Source organism: bacterium, assembly GCA_023150945.1.
Classification (GTDB): domain Bacteria; phylum Zhuqueibacterota; class Zhuqueibacteria; order Zhuqueibacterales; family Zhuqueibacteraceae; genus Coneutiohabitans.
Genome location: JAKLJX010000013.1, coordinates 1 through 21742, shown reverse-complemented (window position 1 = coordinate 21742; position 21742 = coordinate 1). Strand labels below are relative to the sequence as shown.

Below are 21742 nucleotides of genomic sequence, written 5' to 3'. Positions count from 1 at the left end.
CTTCAGAGCGTGACGACCTGAGAGAGATGGCGCGGCGCATCGGGATTCAAGTTCTTGCCAACGGCGCGATGATAGGCGAGAAGCTGCAGCAGCGGCATGGACAACAGCAGGCGCGCCTCCTCCGGCAAACCCACGCCCAGCGCGAGGAGATGGTCGGCGTGGCGGCGAATCTGTTCATCGGCCACGTCGCACAGCACCAAGGTCCGGGCGCCGAGTTTCTTCATATCGGCGAGCACGCGCAGTTCCTGCTCGCGGCCGGCGTCACTGATCAGGAACGTGATCAGCGTGCCGGCGCCCGCAATGCTCATGGGACCGTGACGGTATTCCAGGGTGTGGTAGGCTTCGGAAAAACTCAGCGACATTTCCTTGGTCTTGAGCATGGCTTCGTTGGCGGCGCCATAGAAAATGCCCTGGCCGAGAAAGACGAGATGATCGAGGGAGGCATCGGCGCCGACGGCGCGCGCCATGGGAGCCGCGTCGTTCAGGAGCCGGGCCGCGTGCTCCGGCAGCGCGGCAAGCTGGTCGATCAGCGCGCGGTCCCGGGCGGCAGCAGCGGCGGCGAGATAGAGCGCCAGCAGTTGCGAGGTGAACGATCGCGTCATCACCACGCTCTTTTCCTGCGCCTCGGGGATGATGATGCGCCAGTCGCTCTCATGCGCCAGGGCGCTGTCAGCGCCGGAGGTGACCGCGACCACCGGCACCTGCAGGTTTCGGCGCAAATGGCTGGCGGCCCACACGGTTTCCGTGGTCGTGCCCGAACGCGAGATGGCCACCGCCAGCAGCTTGGCGGAGGAAACGGCGGCAGCGGAAGCGAGAAGAAAAGCCTCGGAGGAAGGAAGCGCCTGGCTGGAGCATTTTGAAATGCGCGTATATCCGGCGGCGGCACTTTGTGCCAGATAGTAGGAAGTGCCACAACCGACAAACAACAGCGGGCCCGGCGGACTGCCGGCAGGCCGCAATTCCCATTTCTCCTGCGCTGCCCGCTGCACAACTTTTTTCCACGTTTCCGGCTGGCTCAAAATCTCCTGCAAGGTCAGAGAGTCCATATGTCCATCCGCACATTGCCCTGCATGAAAAGACCGGACTTCGGATTTCACACGATGATCAATTCGATACCATTGGAACGCAGGTACTCGGCATCCGCTTTGGGAATGCCGGCATCCGTGATGACTTTGTGGATACGCCTGGTGGCGGCGATCAGGCACATGCTGCGCCGGCCAAACTTGGAGGAATCGGTGACCGCGATGACTTCGCGCGACATGTCGACCATCAAGCGATTCACCTGCGCCTCATCGAGATTGGGAGTGGTCAACCCGGCCTGCACATCAAAGCCGTCGACGCCCAGGAACACCTTGCTCGCGAAGTGTCCGCGCAGCAAGGCCTCCGCATGTGGCCCGACCATGGAGAGCGACTCCTGCCGCACCGAGCCGCCGGACACGATCACCTGAATGTCCGGCGCCGTGCCCAATTCGCTTGCGACCGGAATGGAATTGGTGATGACGGTGAGTTGGCGTTTGCTCTTCAGCAGCTTGGCCATCTCCCAGGTGGTCGAACCGGAATCGAGCGTGATGATCTCGCCGTCGTTGACCAGCGCTGCCGCGGCGGCAGCGATTTTTAATTTCTCACCCCGGTGCTGCTTGGTCTTCTTATAAAGTGGAACATCGTAGACATACAAACCACTCTTGACCGCGCCCCCGTGGGTACGCTGCACCAATCCCCGCTCGCTGAGTTCCTTGAGGTCGTTGCGGATGGTCACCTCAGAAACCTGCAGCAAACGGCTCAATTCGACCACTGAAGCGCGCCCATCATCATGCAAGCACTTCAGAATCGTCGAGTGTCGTTCGATCGCGTCGGACACAATCGAGTTTCGGATTATTTTCGATTACTTTCGATTGGTTACCTTTTTGTGTGAAAAATGTAACATTTGACTTCGTTTTTGTCAACACATTTTTCATCTATTTTCGATTCGGTCCCCAGAAAATTCCCTTCAGAATTGCAGGGGGGAAAGTCCATCGGCGCAGGGTCGTGCCTCATTTCCTGGGATAAATCACAGCGATGAACGCGAAGTCCCCGCCTCTGCGGTTTCATCGAGCCGCCGCAAGTTGATTCGAGCTTGAACGGCAGCGAGGGTGTATTCCGGTCCAAAATTGCCAGCTGTTCTGGCGTATTCCTCCAATGTACCACAACTTTCCTCCTGGTGAGTTGCTTCGTGTTTTCGCCCAAAACTCACCAGGAGAAATGCGTTTTTCCCTCGCAGACTTCGGGTGTGGCCTTCTACTCATGGCACCGCCGTTGCGATGACAAAGTTTTCCTCCCCGGCAATTGAGGTGAAGAAGCTTCCACTGAGGCGCATTCTGCACGGGCCGGCGCAGCCTGCAGAAGATGGATTAACTCGAAGACGAGGGCTGCTGTAAGCAATTCAGTCATCCTGCCAACGCTTCTTGCAGGTAACGTCCGACAAAGTCAAATGCCAGATCAAACTCCATTGGCCTAATGCTTTGGAAAACAGTTGTCTTCATTTGGTAGAACGGTGGGGCAAATTTGGCATGGTGTTTGTCTCAACCAAGCGTCGTACAATGAGTGACAACGGATAATGAGTCCACAAACTTGTACCCTGTTCAAGACAACACGTGGCTCGTACTCAGCGCCTTCATCAGAGCAGCGTCGTAAGCACTGCCCGGCCTCATCCTCCGATGCCTGAACCAAAAGACAGGAACAGTCTCCGGCAGAGGCGGGAGGAGCTTCGCTGAGGCCGCTGGTGGGCGCTGAGCCGCGAAGGGCGGCGGCTGGCAAAAGCTGCCGCCCTTCCCGTTTGCAGCAAACTCTCAGTCGGAGAGCATCTCACCAATCCACGGAAATTCCAACGGAGCGTTTTGCCAATGGCATGCATACTCGTCGTAGATGAGGCCGCCAACATGCGTTTGCTCTATCGTACAGAGCTCGAAGTGGAAGGACACGAAATCGTCGCGGCTGCCTCAGCCGAGGAGGCGTTGAAAGTGCTGGCGCGGCGACCGATCGATGCGATCGTTGCGGATTTGGTGCTGCCCGATTGCTGTGGCTTGCACCTGCTGAGTGAGGTTTTGACGCGGCAGCGGCACTTGCCGTTCATCATCAACACCGCCTACGGACAATTTCGCGACAATTTCCAAACCTGGGGCGCGGAGGCTTTCGTCATCAAGTCTTCCGATCTGTCGGAGTTGAAGAAGGTATTGCGCCAAGTGGTCGGCGCCGGCGCGGTTGGCAAGCGCTGTGACGAACCGGAAAGAGGAAGGCAGGCACCGGTTGCCAAGTACCAGATGCACGGTGAGCCTGGCTCACCGGCGCTGAAGGTCTCGTCTCCGAAGCGATTCGGCCATGCGTGCATACTGGCGTGACGAGTGCAGCCGGCGGGTAACGGCTGGTGCATTGTCCCACAAAGTTGCCGTGGTTTCGAGTCGGGCGCTGGGCACCCCGAAGCAGTGGAGTGGCACGACGCGGCAAACGGCCAGGCGGCAAGCGAATGGCCAATGCCATCAACAAAATGCTTTTGATATTAGAACAGACCGCGTTAGATTACTGCCACGATGAAGCTTCGCATTGGTTCAAAAATGCTGGCCGGGTTTCTGGCCATGGTCATAGTAATCCTGGCGGGCGGTTTGGTGACGATTCTCTACACTTACCGCCTCCAGGAAGTGGCGTCCAGAATCCTGGCAGAAAACGTCTCCAGCCTCAAGGCGGCACAGGAGCTGGAAATTGCGCTTTTTCGCATGCGCGGGCTGACGATCAATTTCATGCTCGATGGCGACACGCGCTGGCTCGAAACGCTGCAAGAGCGGAAAAGAGAGTTCCAATCGTCACTGGACGCGGCGAGGGCGAGCGCCAGAACGGCGCAGGAAGACGAGATCGTCTACATCGTGGCACAGCTCTCACAGGAATATGAACAACAACGGCAGCGCGCTCTGGCGCTTTTCCGCGAAGGCAAAGCCGGGGAGGCGCAGACGCTCATGCTCAAAAGCAACCAGCTCTTTGACGAGATCTACACGCAATGCGAAGCCTTTGTCGCGGCCAATGAGCAGACCGTGATTGCCGCAGTGGAAAAGAGCGAGCGTACCAACGCCATTGTGCGGACGACGATGTACGGCCTCGGCGTGGGCGGCATTCTGCTCGGCGTCATGCTGGGCTGGATCATTTCGCGCAGCATCGTGAATCCAATCTACGAGCTGGTGCTGAAAGTCCGTGCCGCAGGCGGTGAATTCGTCCAGCGCGTTGGCGTCAACGGCACCACGGAGATCGAAGAGCTCGACCGGCATATTCACGCACTCATCGACCGTATCAACGCGGCGATGGCGGATTTGGAAAGGAATCGCAAGCTCTTGGCACGCGCCGAGAAATTTGCCGCGCTCGGCAAAGTGGCGGCCAGCGTCGCACATGAAATCCGCAATCCCCTGACCGCCATCAAGATGCTGATCTACGCCATGCACGAAGATCCGACCGCGGATCATGAGAAGCGCAAGGACTTGGCGGTGGTTCTGAAAGAAATCGACCGCGTGGAACGGTTTGTGGAGAATTTTCTGCAGTTTGCGCGGCCGCCCGCCCCCCTGCTCGTTCCCACCGATATCGACGAAGCGGTTCATGAAACCCTGACGCTGCTGGCGCCACGCCTGCAGCAAAACGGCATTGCACTGCGCGAAATCTATCGTGCCAGTCCCCGGCAGATCATCGCTGACACCGACCAACTCAGGCAAGTGGTGATGAACTTGGTAATCAATGCCATCGAGTCGATGCCGGAGGGCGGCCGTTTGACGGCGGAGACCCTTTCGTTGCCACCGGCCGCGGCATCCGCGGGGAAGCCGTGCGCGCTGATTCGAATCAGCGATACCGGCCGGGGAATTCCAACCGAGCTGCTCGACAGCATTTTCGATCCGTTCGTCAGCGGGCGCAGGAACGGCGTGGGGTTGGGCCTTTCGGTTGCCTATCAGATCGTGAATCAGCATGAGGGCTGGCTGGAAGGCGTCAACAACGCTGACGGTGGCGCGACCTTCACCGTGAGGCTGCCCCAGAAAGAAGGGCCGGCAACGGGCGGGCAGGACCCGCAAGACATGCGGAGCTGCGCATAGCCAATGACAAAGACCCAATACTGATCATCACACCCCACTTGCCATGCACAAGGTTCTCATTGTGGACGACGAAGAAAGCGTCCGCTACTCCTTCAAGAAGCTGCTGCGCGCGCCGGCGTACGAGGTTCTGGAAGCCTGCGATGGCGAGCAGGCACTGATCCGGCTGAAAGCGGAGACGCCGGACTTGGTGATTCTCGACATCCAGATGCCGGGCCTTTCCGGTTTGGAGGTGTTGCAGCAAATCAAAAGCTTTGCGCCGAGAACGCCTGTGTTGATCATCACCGCCTATGGCAGCAGCGATCGCGTGATCGCAGCGATGAAACACGGCGCCTACGAGTATATCGAAAAGCCGTTTGACATCCCGCGTATGCAGGCGTTGATCGACGAGGCGCTTGAGGTGGGCCGTTTGATGCGCACAGAAGTCCTGTTAACGCCACCTCTCGCCGGCGCCCCTTCCGCAGATCACATCGTCGGCAAGAGCCGGGCGATTCAGGAAGTCTATAAAATGATCGGCCGGGTGGCGGCAAGCGACGTCGGCATTCTGCTAGTGGGTGAGAGCGGCACTGGCAAAGAGCTGGTTGCGCGTGCGATTTACCACCACAGCCGGCGCGCCCACCAGCCTTTTCTCGCGGTGAATTGTGCCGCCATTCCGGAAACGTTGCTGGAGAGCGAGCTGTTTGGGTTTGAAAAGGGAGCGTTCACCGGCGCTGCCAAACGCAAAATCGGCAAATTCCAGCAAGCCGACGGCGGCACGCTGTTTCTCGATGAAGTCGGCGACATGAGCCTCTCCACACAGGCCAAATTGCTGCGCGTTCTGCAAGAGGGCACATTTGAGCGCCTGGGCGGCGACGAGACGATACGCTGCGACGTGCGGATCATCGCCGCCACCAACAAGAATCTCGAAACTGCCATTACGACAAAGATCTTTCGGGAAGATCTCTACTATCGCCTCAAAGTCATTACCATCCCTCTGCCGCCGTTGCGCGCCCGCCAGGAGGATTTGCCGGACTTGATCCAGTACTTTGTCAACAAATACGCGATTGAGCTGAAGAGCGGGCCGGTCTCGCTGGCGCCGGAAACGCTGCAACTGCTGCAGGCCTACAACTGGCCCGGCAACGTGCGGGAACTGGAGAATGTCCTGAAGCGTGCGATCTTGCTGTGCAAGAGCAACGTGATCACGCCTGAGGTGATTGCCGAAGATCTGCGTCGCGCCGAGAGACCGGCCGCAACTCCCAGCCCCGGCCGCCTGGCCCTGTTCGTCAGCGGCGACCTGGAACAGTATCATGGCAAGCTCTACGAAACGGTTATGTCCGAGCTCGAGCGCGAGTTGATCCTGGCCGCGATGCAGAAGGCCGGCGGCAACCAAGTCCGGGCGGCCCAGCTTCTGGGCATCTCCCGCGTCATGCTGCACGATCGCATTGAAAGGTACGGCATTAAGTCGGAAGTCATCGTGCAAAAGGCGTGAGTGCCGCGTTCAAGCAGCAGAGCCGACGGCAGCGGCAAGTGTGGCAGGATGCAGGCTTCCTGGGCGATGCCGGGAAGCTTGATTTTTTTGGAGTGTTAGCAGTTTGGTCAGCGTGTCTGGAATCCTTACACCAACTTTGCGAAGAGATGCCCTTGACCTGGTTTGGCACGATGACAAGCCACCAAAAATCAATCACAAATTCCAAAACGACTTGCGGCGTCCGTGGCATGAACTTTGTCTTGTCCGATTATATGAAAGGCCGTCACAAACTGGAGACTATATCCTACGGTTCCCTAGCCGGCCTGACGCAGAACGATTAATCGCTGCGTACCAACCGGCTTCTCTCCGTCACGTAGAACGGGACAACCATTCTCACGCGATCGAAATGAAAGCATCCGTCAACTCCAGGTCCGGAACGGCCGGCGATCACCAGATGCGGAGCACAGCGGGAGCACGCGCGGGCCGCTGAAGCGTTGCCGCCCTCTGCTCTTTCATGTAAACAACAAGGCCCCTTGGTTCCAAAACTCATGGAGGTAGACATGCCTTTGCTATGGAAAAGACTGGCCGCGGTGATGCCGATCAGCCTGGCGCTGGCTGCGGTCTTGCTCTTCACCACCGGATGCGGCGGTCGCAAAGCGGTCAAGACAGCGGACGCGCCGGCGCCCGCGATCACGACACCAGCGCCGGTCTCGTCACCGAAACAGACGGAGCCCGAGACGCCCGAACCTGCTCTGCCGAAAACGGCAGTTCCGGCCCTGGAAAAAGTCTATTTCGACTTCGACAGGTACGACATCACTCCCATGATGCGCGAGGTGCTGGCAACCAACGCGCAGGCGCTGCGACAACGTTCCAACTTTGAGGTTGTGATCGAGGGACACTGCGATGAGCGTGGTACGATTGAATACAATTTGGCGCTGGGCGACAGACGAGCGCGCGCCGTCAAAGACTATCTGGTGTTGTTGGGAGTCGATGGTTCACGATTGAGCACCGTCAGCTACGGCAAGGAGCGGCCCGTCAATCCGGATCACAACGAGCAGGCTTGGGCGCAAAACCGGCGGGCAGAATTTGTGGTCAGGACACAACCGCGCTTTTCAGATTCCAATCAATGAAGACCGCCGCACGCCTCGTGCCGTGAATGAACTTGCCCGGTGAGCGTGTTGTTGATACTGCGCGGTCGATGGTGCCGCCGCCAGGCAGCTTCTTCGCGCGCCGGGTAATGGAATGGGCAGCGACAGAATAACTGTTGCTGCCCTTTTCAAATGAAATGTATCCACTCGGTGAACCACGTTTTGCCTTTTGGTGAATCGCTTCATAGCTTCGCGCAAAAACTCCCAGGACGAATTCCATGTTGCCTCGCAAACGGCGGGTGCGCCCCGCGGCTTGCATTGCCATTGTCAAGAAGCATCTTGCCAGCAGTCTGACCCAAAGGGAGTTTTGCCAGCAGGAAATGGTGGCTTACCCCACGTTTCTCGCCTGACTCCGAGAGTACCGCGTCGCCGAAGGCCGGGTCCCCAATTCATGCGCCTCTGCTCCGAGCTTCGTCTCGTTCCAGCTTGAGCCGCCCACCTGCTGCACGCGACCGCAGATGAGTCTCGATTCCGCTCTTCTCGCGTCTCAACTTCTAGCTTTATTCCCACGCCACCTGCACGCGCAAGAGCTTCTGTCGTGAATGCCATTCGTCCGGTTTTGATCGGACGCCGCAACTATCTCCTCGCAGGTTCCCATGAGGGCGCGCGGCGATTATCGACACGCTCCTGGCCACCGCCAAGCTGCATCAGGTGGAGCCCTTCGCCTATCTGAGAAACATTCTCAACCGCCTGCCGGACCATCCCATCAACAAGATCGCCGAGCTGCTTCCGCAAAACTGGCGCACGCCGAACTCTTGAGATTGGGCATTGGCCCAGTCTCAAGAGGCCTTGCCATTTGATATTCCCCTTTGTTCCCCCTCAACCTCGGTAGTTCATTTTCTCCCCTTCAATTCAGCTCGCCGGGCAAAGGCGTCCTCTCTCAAAAGATCTTGCCCAGCCACAGCACCATTGCTTCAACCGCCATCCCGTCTTCATTTCCGGCCGGTCTCTGCCAAAATCGGCGCTGGAAAAATGTCGAAATTACCTCTGCCTTCGCCAAGTTTCAACCTGGGTTCACCGGATGGATACGCCTTCGCCGGAAAATACAGACCGCTGGCAAGATACGTTTGGACGGGGGCAAAGCGAGCTGCGACGCGCCCGCTGTCGGCGAGGCAACAGGGGACTTCTGCTGGCAAATTTTGTGCGAAGATACGAGGCGATTCACCGAGAGAGAAGTGGGGGTTCATCGAGTGGATACATACAGACGACTAGCAAGGCCCCCTTATGACGCGAGGATTCATCTCCCGAAGGCACAGGCGCCCGATCGATCGTGCTCCCGGAATCCCGGCACAGATCTGCGGACTCCCGGAAGAGTCTCACGACCGTGCTTCGAGCTATATTGTTGCCAGCGCCACGCATGGTGCGTCGCGCCTCAAACGAAGGAGATCGAAATCATGAGTACCCGAGCTGAAATCCTTGCCGCCAATCTTGAGAGGGGTGCCGCTGCCCTTGCGACGTTCGCCTCCAGCCTGACGCCGACGGAATGGGAGACGCGGCTGCCGCGAGACGGCCGCAAAGTCGGGGTCGTCGTGCATCACGTCGCAAGCGTCTACCCGCTCGAAGTCGAGCTGGCCCAGAAGCTTGCGGCCGGCGGCGCGCTGACGGATGTGACCTGGGACGCGGTTCACGAAATGAACGCCGGCCATGCACGCGAGCACGATGGCACCACGCGCGAGGAGGCGGTTACCCTGCTGCGCACGAACGCGGCCGCGGCGGCGAAGACGATCCGTACCATGACTGACGCCGAGTTGGATAAGATCGCGCCGAATTCGCTCTACGGCGGGGCGCTGCTCACCTGCCAGTTCATGCTGGAGGATCACGCCGTGCGCCACAGCTTCCATCACCTCGCCCGCATTCGCGCGGCACTCAGGCGGTAGCGCGCGGTGGCCGCGCCGGCGGCGTGAGGGGTTTACCACCCCCGCGCCGTCCGGGTCGCGCGCGGCGGGCGCGGCGCCAGGCGCCGGGCGACTGGCCGGTTGCGCGCCGGAAGGCCCGCGCAAAGGCGGTCTCGTTCTCGTATCCCACTTCCAGCGCCACCTCCAGTACTTTGGCGTCGGTGTCCCGGAGCAAGCGCGCGGCGAGCTGCATGCGCCATTGCGCCAGATACTTCATCGGCGGCTGGCCGAGGAAGCGGACGAAACGCTCGTGGAGCGTCGAGCGCGAGATCGCGGCGGCCTCTCCGAGGCGTTCGAGCGTCCACGGCTCGCCGGGACGTTCGTGAAGGAGTGCGAGCGCCCGACCTACGGCATCGTCGCCCAAGCCTGCGAGCCAGCCAGTCTCGCCGGTTGGGAGCGTGTCGGCATAGCGGCGGAGCGCCTCGACAAACATCATCTCGGTCATGCGCTCAAGCACGGCCTCGCCCCCGGGCCGCTTGTGGTTCGATTCATCGACGAGGGCCTGCAGCAAGCCGGCGAGCCATGGACTCCCGCCGTCGGCCTGTCCGGGCACCCGCAGCATCCGTGGCAGCGCCGTTAGAAGCGGATTGAAAGGGCGTGCGTCGCATCCGATGAAGCCGCATATAATCGTGGTTGGCGGCTCGTCGCGTTCGGGATCGGCCTCTGCGGTTCCGCGCGCGGATACCCGCAGCACATAGGGAAGCTGCGGCGGTCGCGGGCCGTAGTAGAGGCCGAGATCCGGACGCCCCGCACGGAGACCCGGGCTGCTGGAAATCACGTGGGCATCGCCTTGGGGAAAGATCACGAAGTCGCCCGCACCAAGCCGTATTGGATCCTCGCCAACGATGCCAGCCCAGCAGGCACCGCGCGCGACGACGTGAAACTCCATCAGATGATCCACTTCGGGGAGGATCGCCGGGATGATCTCCGTGCCCCGGGGCGCCTCCGCGACCCAAGGCGTCACTCCTTCAACGCGATAAAAGATCGCGCCGCGCAGGCGGATGGCTCGCAGAAGGTTCGACAGCGTATCACGACTCACTTATGCACTCGGTTATGTTAATCGTTGGCGCAAAGAATTCTGTATGTCTGGCGTTTGAGCTCAGCCGCGGCCCTCAGGGCCATCTGCTGCAACGAATTATCAACCCCCAATATTCCATGGTGCGAGCTCTCCTTCTGGCACGCCCAGTTCATGGGCAATCTGATCGATCCACCGCACCAGCCCCTCCTGATCGCTTGGGAATTCACCGAAAGGACGACTCACGGGAGCCAACCCGGCCTCCTGGAGAATGCGCTTTTCATTGCATATCCAAAGAGCCTGCTCACACAACCGCGCGTGCGCCTCTTCCATAACGGCTTTTGCCACCTGCCCGGCAGCCCCAACGTAATTGCCGCGTCGCGCATGCATGCGGGCGTATTCCAGACTGAACGATCTGCAGAATCGCCATACGGAGGGCGCGGCGGTCGCAAGTTTGACTGGAAATGGCACAGCGTTCAGGTGCCCGTAAAGCACTCGGCAAGATGCAAGCTCGGCAGTCAAGAGATAGGTTGGAACGCCCGCAAGATACCCAAGCAAATGGTCGACTTCGAATTCGCCCTGTTCTGCGCGCTGCGTCCAATATTCGACCTGATTCAAATCGCGGAAAATCACATCAACGCACTCGGCGCCGCAACGAAGCCACGCTCCACCGTTCATGAGTCGTCCCCATGTGCCGGGCGGATGGACGGTTCCCCGCGCAGCAAGTGCAGTCAGATCAATTTTGTCACGGTAATAGAGGCCAATGTCCCAATCGCTTCCAGCATCGCTGGTTCCCAACGCCTTTGATCCTCCCAGTACAACGGCCACGGTTCCTGGTGCTCCGGCTAATTCGTCGATGAGTGCGACTATTTCTTTTGGAATGTCTTTCATAGGAAAATATCCACCGCAAACGAGGGCCACACGACCCGTGTCAGCGGCTCGGCGAGCGAGGAAAGAGTTTGATCGAAGACGAGGCGTTCAAACTACCATAACATGAAAACCAGGCCAGGACGAGACATGAAAGGCGCCTTGCTCAGCGTTCTCTGCGACTCTGCGGTTCCGCTGACGGCTTTGTGCTGCCCGCCGGGCTTCAGCATTCAGCTTGTCTGAAATTTGGCCTGGCGCCCTTGTTCTGCCACCTGCCGCAAGAAATCCCGGCTTTCCCGCGCCGTCTGCGGGCTGGTATCTTCCAACAAAATGCTGATGCCGGGCTTTTCTTCAACGGCAAATTTCATCACCAGATCGTGCCGCAGCTTGCCACGGCCCGCGCTGGCACTTCTGAGCTGGCCGTTTTCGACCACGAAATCTTTCGCGTGAATGATCGCAATCCGCTCGCCGAAAAGTTCGAACGCTTCACCGATAACTCGCTCCTGCGCGTGAAAATTCTCGACTGAAAGCAGATTCACCGGATCGAAAACGACCTGCAGGTTGTTCGACGCGACCGCCTCCAGCATCCGCCGCATTTTTTGCGGCGTCGAAACGACGTGCGAGGCAACCGCCTCGATGCCGACGACGACGCCGAAGTTTTCCGCCTCCGCGGCCAGCTCGGCGAGGCTCGCGAGCGCTTGCTGAAAAGCGGCCTCACTGTGGTTGTCGGGATGCGGCGAATAATCCGCGTTGAGCGAGCCGGTTTCGAGCGCCACCAGGCCGTTGCCGAAATCGCGGGCGTAGCGCAGGTGTTCCTTGAAAAGTCCGAGCAGCGCTTTTCGCGTCGCGGGATCGGGGTGAATCGGATTGACGTAACAGCCCAGCACCGCGATTTGGACGCCCTGTTGGCGGAACGCCCTTCCGATTTCAAAGGCAAGACCAGGATTCAAAATGCCGGGTTTCAAGTTGAGTCCGGCGATGGCCTTGCCAAGCGCGAGCTGCGCGCAGACCAAATTCTGCGCCGCGATCTTGGCGGCAAGCTCACCGGCCGGCAAGCAGCCGAAATCATGCGCCCGCACGCCAATGCGAATGGGTAAAGTCGAACTCAAGCCCCGGCCTCCGCTTTTTTCTCAAAAATGTATTCATTCAACATCAGCAGCGTCAAACCCTGGCCGTAAAGCGTCGGATAGCGGGTCAGTTTGCCATAGGCCTCAATCGTCGGCATGATGGGCGTGCCTCCTGAGACGCCCTCGACGGCGCCTTCAGGATTAATCTTGGTGATCACGGCTTCCATCGCTTTGAGGGCACTTGCCATCGCGCCGGGCTCCAGAATTTGGAGACGCACCGCTTTCATGATGCCTCCGGCAATGCCGGCACTGCCGGAGGTCTCCTGATAGAAATCAGGCCGATCCATCACGGTGTGCCATAGACCATTGCCGGCGTGGTAGCGCAAAATACCCTCCACCAGTCTTTTATATCTGCTCGGGATTTCCGTCGGCACTTCCACCATATCACGTAGCGTCTCGATGATGATTGGAGTTCCAATCACCACCCAGGAATTTCCTCTGGTCCAGAGGGCGCCCGACATGTGATGCCTTCCCACACAATGATAGCCATGATACAGAATCCCGGTTTCCTTATCCTGCAGGAGTTGCAGATGGGAAAGCAATTGTTTGAGGACTTGCTCGGCGATTTTGATATTTGCCGTGAGTTTGGCCGTGCGTGACAAGAAGACCAAGGCCATGAATACCGTATCTGCCCACACCTCTTCCGAAACCGACGCGCCGTGGAAGAACACACCGTCTGTGGATCTCGCCGCATTGGCCATGACCCAGTCCGCGTATTCGACCGCGGTTTCCCGATAGTACGGCTCTTGGGTTCTCAAATACATATCCGGATAAATGGCCAGCGGCGCCAAGTAGTTGACGTGGTCTCTCTTTTCGCACTGGTGCTTGTTCTTGGCGACCCAATTTGCAATGTACTCCAATACTTTTGGCTCTTGCGTCTTTTCATAATAGTCGGAAATTGCGATCATGCCGACCCCCGCGTTCCAGTCCCAATCATCAATATCCATCCCCCAACTGGCAGGATCATGGTCCACCGCATTGGCGGTTTCCCGGGTCAAGCCTGCGGTTCCTCGCTTCATGTATTCGTAAACCCTGCTTGCCTTCTCTTGCACCAATGCGAGATTCATCGGATTCACTCTCTTTCCATCGTTGCTTGCGTTTGCCATGTGAGATTTGTATAGACGAGTGTTGCTGCTTAACCGAACGAAACATGCTTTGATCGTTTCCGCTCGGCGCGCGAATCGGATCGCGCCCATCCGACCCCAGAACAATATCCCGAAGTGACGCTTCGATATCGCGACGGCGAGACTAAACAACTGCAGACCGAGACAATCTCGGCGGAAGAGTTCACCCCGTGAGATCATCATAACACTGATTAAAGACTCCTTAAGCACAGCAGTATCTCACGGGGTGAATCCGCCGCTTCTTGCAGCACGTCTTGCCGCACCGCTTCATCAAAGTGCGCCACTACGGCTTTCTGTCTTCGTCGCATCGGAAGCGTTTGGAGAAAGTCAAAGAACTGCTGCACGTCAAACCCGTCGCGACAGAGCCAACCGACATTGCCAGCACGGAAGCGGCCGAGGAGCGCGAAACTCACACCGTGTGTTGTCCCAAATGTGGCGGCGTCATGAAACTGGTTGGTGAAATAGAGCCCAAACGGACACGATCGCCGTAATCGCATCAGGGCAGTGACTTGAAATTCACCTGTTGCTCGTAGGGCAAGATTTGGGGTGTCACGGGAGAAGTACGCCCTGGACGTTCGTCAATGGCATGTTGGGCATGTAAAAAACCGTCGGGCATGATGAAAAAGCTGTCAAAGAACATTTCCACCCACTTCAGCCAAGGCCATTGGCTCTTCTTGGCCGTGGCCTTCAACCCCACCTCGCCGGTTCATCCTTGATCCAAAGCTCAAATAAACTAGGAAAGCGCTTAGTTCAACGCAGAATTATGCGGCGGCTCACGCTGTGCTCATTCCGGAGGTCTGTGCTGGGTATCGCGCCGCACGAATTCTTATCTCGTTAGACGCTTTGTTTGTCTCCAATACCAAGCATGAATTCAGGAGAAATCTCTTTACTCATACGACCAATCACATTATCAAGCTGTGCTCGCATCTCATCAACAAGTGGCAATATTCTCGAACATAGATCATTCTCTTCAGTCACAGCAATTGTCTCAGCAAGTCGGCTTAAGTTTTGAGCATTACGAAATCCTTGTATACCTTCTTGGATTTGCTTGTCCTCGAACACTGTATTGGTTTGAACCGAAAGCAGAATCACCTCGCTTTGCAATTCTAACCATGCCGAACCAGCCTTTTCTACTTCCTTAAGTTTTTCTTCATTGTTCATTTGTTTCGATAGCTCTGACAGTTGTTTCGCGTAAAATACCGTCGACGAAATTAACGACAGGCCACTCTTTACCAATGATCTTAATAGATCATATCTTCGCTCATACAAGATTCTTTGACGAACGCGTTTCTCCTCCAAACTGCCCAATTTCCTGCCGACCCACCAACTACCACCCCATACTAAAATGATCGCTTGAAGTATCGTTGCAATCGCAGGAAAAAGCCATGATCCATGCCTTGATATGAAGTCCCTATTATTAGTGGTACTAGTTTGCAATAGCGATGTAGATGGTATTGGCCGCTTTGCAAGTGAATCGATTTGTATGTCCGCTTTTTGTGCTCCTTTGGAAGAATCTACTCGAATAGTCTGCGTTGGTTTCACGTTTTGTCTTGTGCTGTCACGTTCGATCTGAGAATAAGCTATCTGTTGACACAGACACAAGGCTACCAATACAAGTGTTCTCATAGAAATACATCTTTCGAATTTGGAACGCCTATGCTGCTCTTCAAAAACCAAGACGCGGCTAACACGAGCTTAGCCACAAAGCATCAATGACTTTATCTTCTATCCTTTGCTTTGTTAGAAGCAAATTAGAAACATCATGATATTTGATTTTGTGTTAGTTTAACAGAATTTTGTCTACAGATTTGCCACAAGGCATCATAGGCAATATCGCGTATTTCTTCATCAGTATCCGATAATAGATTTTTTAGAAAGTGAATTGATTCTGGCGAGCCAATTCTACTCAATGCCCGACATGCTGAAGATTTGACATCAAAATTTTCGTCATGGGTTAACTGATGTAAGATATGTAATTCGTCTTTATTCCTAAGGGAGCCGAGTACAAAACATGCCATTGCCCTCAGGGCAGGTGGTTCACTTTTAAGTGACTGTTGTATAACATGAATACAATTATCATCCAGGCTTTCTTTCAATAAAAGAAAGGCATTTAATGCAACTTCTTTGGTTTCAACAGAATTTGATTTTTCAATAAACTCCGCAAATAACTGTAGCGCTTTGTCTGAAGCTAGCCTTGTCAAAATGTTTGCTACTGCCCACTTATCATCGTGAGATGGCGCATTACAGAAGATTTCCTTCAAATCTTCAACCAACTCATACATCGGTTTGGTATCATAAACAATGGGATGACGTAAAAGAATGAATTGATACCTAGTTGAATATTTTTTTAGGTAAGGTCGTATTAGAATCACTGCTCGTTCATCTTTCAAAACGGGCCCTAACAAGCTTCTATAAAAAGATGTATAAAAATTCAGCTCTTCCTTTGGCATCGAAAATAAAAACAAGAATGGCTTTGCGAGAAAAGCTATGAGCCAAAACAAATACCAATAGAAATGTTTTATTAATTTCAAAAGGTTGGTTTCTCGTTTTAGAGGAAGAATAGGGTAAAGAGGTAAAATGCTAATCAGCGCAACAATCATTGCAATTCCCGCAGATATCGCACAAAAAGTTCAATGGCGAAGTTCTGCTTTGGGAAGGAATTTAATCACTTCTAGAAACGACCGAAACGTAATATGAACTATACGATACCACTTCAAGTTAAACCACAAATGCAACAAAGTATTTCCAGAAAGAATCGCAACTCTACCTTCCCGATCAAAAATTCCTAATCCAATATAGATTAAAATATTGGAGTGGGTATCGTAATTCTCCAAAACTTCTGCCACTGCACTTCTAACGCTTGCATCTTCGTCAAATAATAAGGCTTGTGTTAATGCTTTGTATGCAACAATATATTGACTTTTATTATGCAAACAAGAAACCGCCTTCAGACGTACATTTGCATTATTGTCGCTAATTTGCTTAACAATAGCCTCAACTAATTCATCGCTTAGAGTATTCCGCTTTGTGAGAGCACGCAACATCATAACTTTCATACCAATATCAGTGTCATTAAGTAACTTTAAGCAAGCCTCTTCAGTTAAGAAATCTGCAAAGTAGCTTAATGCTTCTATCAAGCTAGTTCGAGACGATTTGTCTGAGTCTTCACACTTTTTAAGCAATAGTTTCAGCGTTGCTTGTGGATCTAATCGCTGTAATACTGACGAAATGGTTGTTCGGCATGCCTTAAACGGGCTGGTAAATAAAAGCTCCTGTAATTGTGTAGTAACATTCCTTTTAGTACTAGCGTCAATCTTTAAGGCCTCATTTATACAGCGTCCAGCCAAAAGAAAGTGCGAATGAAAAATATCATCTGGAATAGATAATAAAGTTTTGACGAACTCCGTAGCATCTGTCATACCACAATATAGCAATATGACTTCATGCCAGCGATCATCATTAACATGATCCAACAATAGCGATTCTTTGCTATTTCGGCATACATGACTGGCAGAAAGATATTCTTGAAATGTAAGATGAGAAAAGGAAAACACATCCGGCCCGCGCTCTACTAACAACCCACTTCGTTCTCGTATTTCGTCAACAAAGTCTTTTGTGTCGTCTTTAGTTCCCCCAATTTTAGGTAATTCACTTTCGAGAATCTGCTCTATTTCAACACGAGTAAGCTCTGGTGAGTTTTGTATTTGCATCTTATGAGCTATCGGTTCAAGAGTTAGTCTTTTCTTAACAGGCGGTAAGTCACCTGCTATACCTTTAGCCTCGTCCCAATAGCCGAGTAATACTTGTGTACATTCATCATATAAGTCTACTCGTCGTTCCGGTAATTTAGTTCTATATCGATGTACAAGCGCTATGATTGATAACATTAATGGATTGATCGCCAAATGACGTATTTTCCTGTTGTTCAAAATTGTGCGAATCAAAGCATCTGCACTCTCCTTCGCATGGTAAAGGACAATAGGGTTTTGTTCTTTGCTATGCATCTCCACTGTTTGATACCAGGCCTGTATAAATCGGGTTATGTCTCTATTGTTAAAGTCTTCCAGCGTTAGAGTTTTAAATCCTCCAGCTAAAGGAGTGGAATAGCCCACTATTCGGGAAGCAACAACATATCGATTCTCCGGGTAATGTGCTACTAACTCTTCAATCCACTCAACAATCTTTCGTCGCCCTTCGTTTCCCCTAACCTCATCAAGCCCGTCGAACAAAACGATGCATTTTCCATCCCGAAAAATGTTATTGACAAAATCATTTGGGTAATCATCTTTAAAATAACGACCTAGAAAACACTCATTCAAGGCACTGCCATCGGAGATTTCGTCAATAGTTATTGCTCGAAGGGGCATATACAAAGGGAAGGGGATATCATTTGCCTTCACAAATCCAAATCTATTTCGTTGTGATCCCCAATATCCATCGAGTCTTTTTTGCAATAACTTGCGGTTGTCTCCTTTATTTTTGGCGGCTCTTTGAAGTCGAGCGAAGGTTACGGCTAAAAATCGTAATAAAGTAGTTTTGCCCGAGCCGGGATGCCCTAAGATTACAATGCGTTTATTTTGTGTCAACGCTTTTAATACTGGGATACTTTCATGCTCATTAGCTATTTCAGAATCAGTCTTTTTCAAAAGATCAGATTGAGAATATTGGGTAGATTTAGCTTTCAGAGATACGTAAACGTCTTCTAACTCTATCGAAATTGGAGCACGCGTTCGTAGTCCTCGTATTTCTAAATACCGATTTTCCTCGATTAGCCAGTTTAAGTAGTTTTTGCGAAAACTTCGTGTTCGCCATCGACTACCTGAGTGTCGCGCTATAAAAACCCATGCGCGTGCTACTATATTTTTCCAAAGCCAAGGAAGTATTTGTTTTGCTATCATCGTCGCTATTACAGAAGCAACGGCAACGATTAGAGTCTGATAATCTGACCACAGTTTATGCCAATCCATTGAAAACAGTGTCCTTCACTAATTTATTGGCAGATTCTGATTCTACAGGCATTCTTCAACACGCCGTCGCGGTAGGGACACGGGTTTCTCCGTGCCCCCCGCACAGATTCCCGCGTGCAGTTTTCCCGCACCGGGCCCTTCAGCAATACTCGCTTCCGCAATCGAGCTGCTTGCGCTGCTCGACATCGCTATTACCCGCAGGGAGGTTGGCTTGTATGATCCAGATCTGCGTGTCCGGAACAAGTTTCCTTTGCAGGTTTCGTATCACCGTCAGCCCCTTTGCCGTATAGGCGCGTTGATAGACCGGGGTAAGGTCATCAAGCACGATGAAGAAGCTGGCGGCAGAGCCGGCTTATCGCTGTCACCCTCTGCCTCCCCACCCATCCTTGATGCAAAGCTCAATCCAATAAGGAAGCGCTTCGTTCAACGAAGAATTATGCGGCGGCTCACACTGACTCAGCGCCAACGGCTCTTCTGAACTCATCGCGCCACATAAATTCTTAGATCGTTAGCAGTGTACAGGGCAATGTTGACCCTGACACTCATGAGCACGCGGCTCACTGGTTGAGTAACTCCAATTCTGCTTTGACTCTCTCTGTGTCAATCTCCATTACATAAATGTCCCCTCTGCCCGTTCGGCCACTCGCAAACGCAAGCCGTTTCCCATCGGGTGACCAGGCTGGACATTCATTGTGATCTCCGCGTGTTATCGCAAGTGGAAGTGATCTTCCTCCTTCGGCGAGCATGATCCACAAACCAAGCCTTTTTTCTTCCATGGCCGCATAGACCAACAAGATACCGTCAGGCGAGAGAGCCAAGTATCGGTAGAATCCGTCATGATGTCCGGTGATTTGTTGTCTCTCTTTGCCGTCCGAGGAGATTTTCCACATGGTCGACTTTCGAGATTTTCTGTCCATAAGCGTTATGAGGATCCATTTCCCATCACGCGACCAGCAGCCCGGAAGCGGAAGCATCCCTTCTTCGTAAAATATCTTCGCAACGCTGCTTGTCTTGACCTCATAAACATAGAGAGATGAGGTGATTCCGCTTTTAAACGCGATATGTGCACCGTCCGGAGACCAACAAGGGAGACCGCCATTGTGAATACCTATTGAGTCGGGAAGAAACTTGACCGGGTTTCCTCCTTCTGCCCCTATCATCTTTATGCTCGCGCCGGTGTCAGCGTCAAAAACGATGAAGCGACCATCGGGCGACCACTGCGGATGCTCAGTTGGAAAGTCCGTGAACTGGACCGGGGTTCCACCACTGGACGGTATTTTTTGCGATCCGTGTACCGGTCTCCCATCAATGATGTTGAAGAACGAATAGACGATTGTTTTCCCGTCCGGCGACCATGAAGGGAATCCTTCTCGCGTGGAGTCGGAAGTGAGCTGTTTGGTTGCGTACCTATCCTGGCAGTAAAGTGAAGCGGCACACACGGAAATCATCAGTAAAATGTAGCCGCATACAGTCACATTCTTCATATGCACCTCCACATAGCTTCTTCTATGCTAGTGACTCTTGAATAACAGAATTGCTAACGTAGGCTTCCCGGGCGCTGCCGCGCTCTGCGACACCACTCGGCGACGCCATTGAAGTTGAGAATTGCACAATTCGAAAAATGATCGGGCGCGGCAGCGTCCCGAGCAAGCCAAGTTAGGGAAACGCCTCTTTTTTTGATGGTTCGATTTGATTCCTTACGAGCCGTCCCTCCGGACGCGGCCGTGAGAAGCAGGCTCTACGAGCCTCCAGTGCAGTCGAAACGCGTGCTCATCAAAATTATCGTACACGCGGCATCGGAGTTCGTATTCTCGACCATCAACACTAATGCGTCTCTTTCTTTTCGCGATACTGGATAGGTCAGCTAGCAATGACTTGGCTTGCTCGCTGGAGCTTTTCAGCCGGAAACCAACGCTGGTACCGATCGAGCCGCTCACCGGAAATATTTCCTCATAGCCATCTTTATGCTCGATTTCCAAGGCGTTGCCACCAGAACGGATGGCTTTCGACGCAATCTCTTCAAGGATGTTCATTGGTTCCGAACCATTTTTCAGTCCGCCACGCGTCGCGGTAGGGGCACGGGTTTCTCCGTGCCCCCCGCACAGATTCCCGCGTGCAGTTTTCCCGCACCGGGCCCTTCAGCAATACTCGCTTCCGCAATCGCACAGTTTTTACTGCGCGACTTCGCTATTCCCCGCAGGGAGGTTTGCTCGTGTAATCTGGATCGGCATGTCCAGCACAAGTTTCCTTTGCAGGCTGCGTATCCCTGTCAGTGTCAATGGTCTTGTAAAAGTATACCAAACGTGGTCGTGAAAAGTATACCACTTTGGGGAGGTGATTAGGTGGTCACTTGACGGCCTCCTTGTCGGTTTTGTCTTTGAGGCGGTAGCTTTGGCCTTTGATGTTGATGACGACGCTGTGGTGCAGGAGACGGTCGAGAATGGCGGTGACAATCACGGGATCGTGGAAGAGCTCAGCCCAGTCGGTGAACGCCTTGTTCGAGGTGATCAGCGTGCTGGCCTTTTCATAGCGCTGGGCGACGAAGCGAAAGAAGAGATTGCATTCTTCCCGATCAATGGGCGTGTAGCCGACTTCATCGACAATCACCAGGGTGGACTTGTAATAGCTTCGTCCCCGGCCTTTGCGCTCCGCCTGGCGGTCGTTCTTGAGTTTTTTCATCAGGTCTTCCATGCTGGTGAAGTAGATGGTGATCCCGGCTTGGCTGGCCTTGACCGCGAGCGCCACCGCGAGATGGGTCTTGCCCACGCCTGGCGGGCCCAGCAGGAAGACATTGGCGCGTTGCTGGATGAAAGTGAGATCGAAGAGCGACATCACCCGCTGGCGATCGAGCTTGGGCTGAAAGGTGAAGTCGAACTCATCGATGGTTTTGATGAACGGCAGGCCGGAGATCTTCAGTGCGGTCTCCACCCGGCGTTGTTCTTTGTGCGCGACTTCTTCTTCCAGCAGCGCATCCAGAAAGCTGAGATGGCTGTGGGCATGCTGTTCCGCCTCGGCGACTGCCACCGTCAAAATCGTTTTGATGTGAGGCAGGCGCAAGC

Annotated in this window: 18 protein-coding genes; 5 read left to right on the top strand and 13 right to left on the bottom strand. The window is 54.2% G+C overall.

What is annotated here, in order from left to right; genetic code table 11:
• Positions 1–2: 2 nt before the first annotated feature.
• Together L6R21_16940 and L6R21_16935 are read right to left on the bottom strand one after the other, a co-directional pair.
• Positions 3–1046 (bottom strand): SIS domain-containing protein, encoded by a 1044-nt coding sequence (locus L6R21_16940; protein MCK6560883.1) that lies wholly within the window; start codon positions 1044–1046, stop codon positions 3–5.
• Positions 1047–1093: 47 nt separating this feature from the next.
• Positions 1094–1792: a DeoR/GlpR family DNA-binding transcription regulator gene (locus L6R21_16935; protein MCK6560882.1), complete on the bottom strand. Its 699-nt coding sequence runs from the start codon at positions 1790–1792 to the stop codon at positions 1094–1096.
• Positions 1793–2879: 1087 nt separating this feature from the next.
• On the opposite strand from L6R21_16935, the gene L6R21_16930 reads away from it, so the two are divergent.
• From L6R21_16930 to pal, 4 genes are all read left to right on the top strand, one after another.
• Complete coding sequence (locus tag L6R21_16930) at positions 2880–3374, top strand: response regulator (protein MCK6560881.1); 495 nt, start codon at positions 2880–2882, stop codon at positions 3372–3374.
• A 234-nt stretch (positions 3375–3608) separates the two neighbouring features.
• Positions 3609–5096, top strand: a complete 1488-nt coding sequence (locus L6R21_16925) for an ATP-binding protein (GenBank protein MCK6560880.1) — start codon at positions 3609–3611, stop codon at positions 5094–5096.
• Between the two features lie 43 nt (positions 5097–5139).
• Complete coding sequence (locus L6R21_16920; protein MCK6560879.1) at positions 5140–6561, top strand: sigma-54 dependent transcriptional regulator; 1422 nt, start codon at positions 5140–5142, stop codon at positions 6559–6561.
• A gap of 539 nt (positions 6562–7100) precedes the next feature.
• A complete protein-coding gene (gene pal / locus L6R21_16915) occupies positions 7101–7670 on the top strand; it encodes a peptidoglycan-associated lipoprotein Pal (protein ID MCK6560878.1) in 570 nt (189 codons plus the stop codon).
• Here the strand turns inward: pal and L6R21_16910 are convergent.
• Positions 7633–7908 (bottom strand): hypothetical protein, encoded by a 276-nt coding sequence (locus tag L6R21_16910; GenBank protein MCK6560877.1) that lies wholly within the window; start codon positions 7906–7908, stop codon positions 7633–7635. The two genes, pal and L6R21_16910, sit on opposite strands and share 38 nt — an antisense overlap.
• A 1174-nt stretch (positions 7909–9082) precedes the next feature.
• Here L6R21_16910 and L6R21_16905 point away from each other — a divergent pair.
• Positions 9083–9565 (top strand): DinB family protein, encoded by a 483-nt coding sequence (locus L6R21_16905; GenBank protein MCK6560876.1) that lies wholly within the window; start codon positions 9083–9085, stop codon positions 9563–9565.
• Here L6R21_16905 and L6R21_16900 read toward each other — a convergent pair.
• The 10 genes from L6R21_16900 to istB form a co-directional block, all read right to left on the bottom strand.
• The gene (locus tag L6R21_16900) at positions 9555–10622 is read right to left on the bottom strand and encodes an AraC family transcriptional regulator (GenBank protein MCK6560875.1); all 1068 of its coding nucleotides are present in this window, start codon (positions 10620–10622) and stop codon (positions 9555–9557) included. The two genes, L6R21_16905 and L6R21_16900, sit on opposite strands and share 11 nt — an antisense overlap.
• A gap of 99 nt (positions 10623–10721) precedes the next feature.
• A complete protein-coding gene (locus L6R21_16895; GenBank protein ID MCK6560874.1) occupies positions 10722–11489 on the bottom strand; it encodes a nucleotidyltransferase domain-containing protein in 768 nt (255 codons plus the stop codon).
• 206 nt (positions 11490–11695) lie between these two features.
• On the bottom strand, positions 11696–12574 hold the full coding sequence (locus tag L6R21_16890; GenBank protein MCK6560873.1) for a sugar phosphate isomerase/epimerase: 879 nt from the start codon (positions 12572–12574) through the stop codon (positions 11696–11698).
• Complete coding sequence (locus tag L6R21_16885; GenBank protein ID MCK6560872.1) at positions 12571–13659, bottom strand: glycoside hydrolase family 88 protein; 1089 nt, start codon at positions 13657–13659, stop codon at positions 12571–12573. The genes L6R21_16890 and L6R21_16885 overlap by 4 nt, the downstream gene beginning before the upstream one ends.
• An 891-nt stretch (positions 13660–14550) precedes the next feature.
• Positions 14551–15342, bottom strand: coding sequence for a hypothetical protein (locus L6R21_16880; protein MCK6560871.1), 792 nt, complete (start codon positions 15340–15342; stop codon positions 14551–14553).
• 134 nt (positions 15343–15476) lie between these two features.
• Positions 15477–16316: a HEAT repeat domain-containing protein gene (locus L6R21_16875; GenBank protein MCK6560870.1), complete on the bottom strand. Its 840-nt coding sequence runs from the start codon at positions 16314–16316 to the stop codon at positions 15477–15479.
• A gap of 30 nt (positions 16317–16346) precedes the next feature.
• Positions 16347–18683, bottom strand: coding sequence for a HEAT repeat domain-containing protein (locus L6R21_16870; GenBank protein MCK6560869.1), 2337 nt, complete (start codon positions 18681–18683; stop codon positions 16347–16349).
• A 557-nt stretch (positions 18684–19240) separates the two neighbouring features.
• On the bottom strand, positions 19241–20167 hold the full coding sequence (locus L6R21_16865; protein MCK6560868.1) for a hypothetical protein: 927 nt from the start codon (positions 20165–20167) through the stop codon (positions 19241–19243).
• Between the two features lie 213 nt (positions 20168–20380).
• Positions 20381–20716, bottom strand: a complete 336-nt coding sequence (locus tag L6R21_16860; GenBank protein ID MCK6560867.1) for a hypothetical protein — start codon at positions 20714–20716, stop codon at positions 20381–20383.
• A gap of 313 nt (positions 20717–21029) precedes the next feature.
• Positions 21030–21707 (bottom strand): IS21-like element helper ATPase IstB, encoded by a 678-nt coding sequence (gene istB, locus L6R21_16855; GenBank protein MCK6560866.1) that lies wholly within the window; start codon positions 21705–21707, stop codon positions 21030–21032.
• Positions 21708–21742 lie beyond the last annotated feature (35 nt).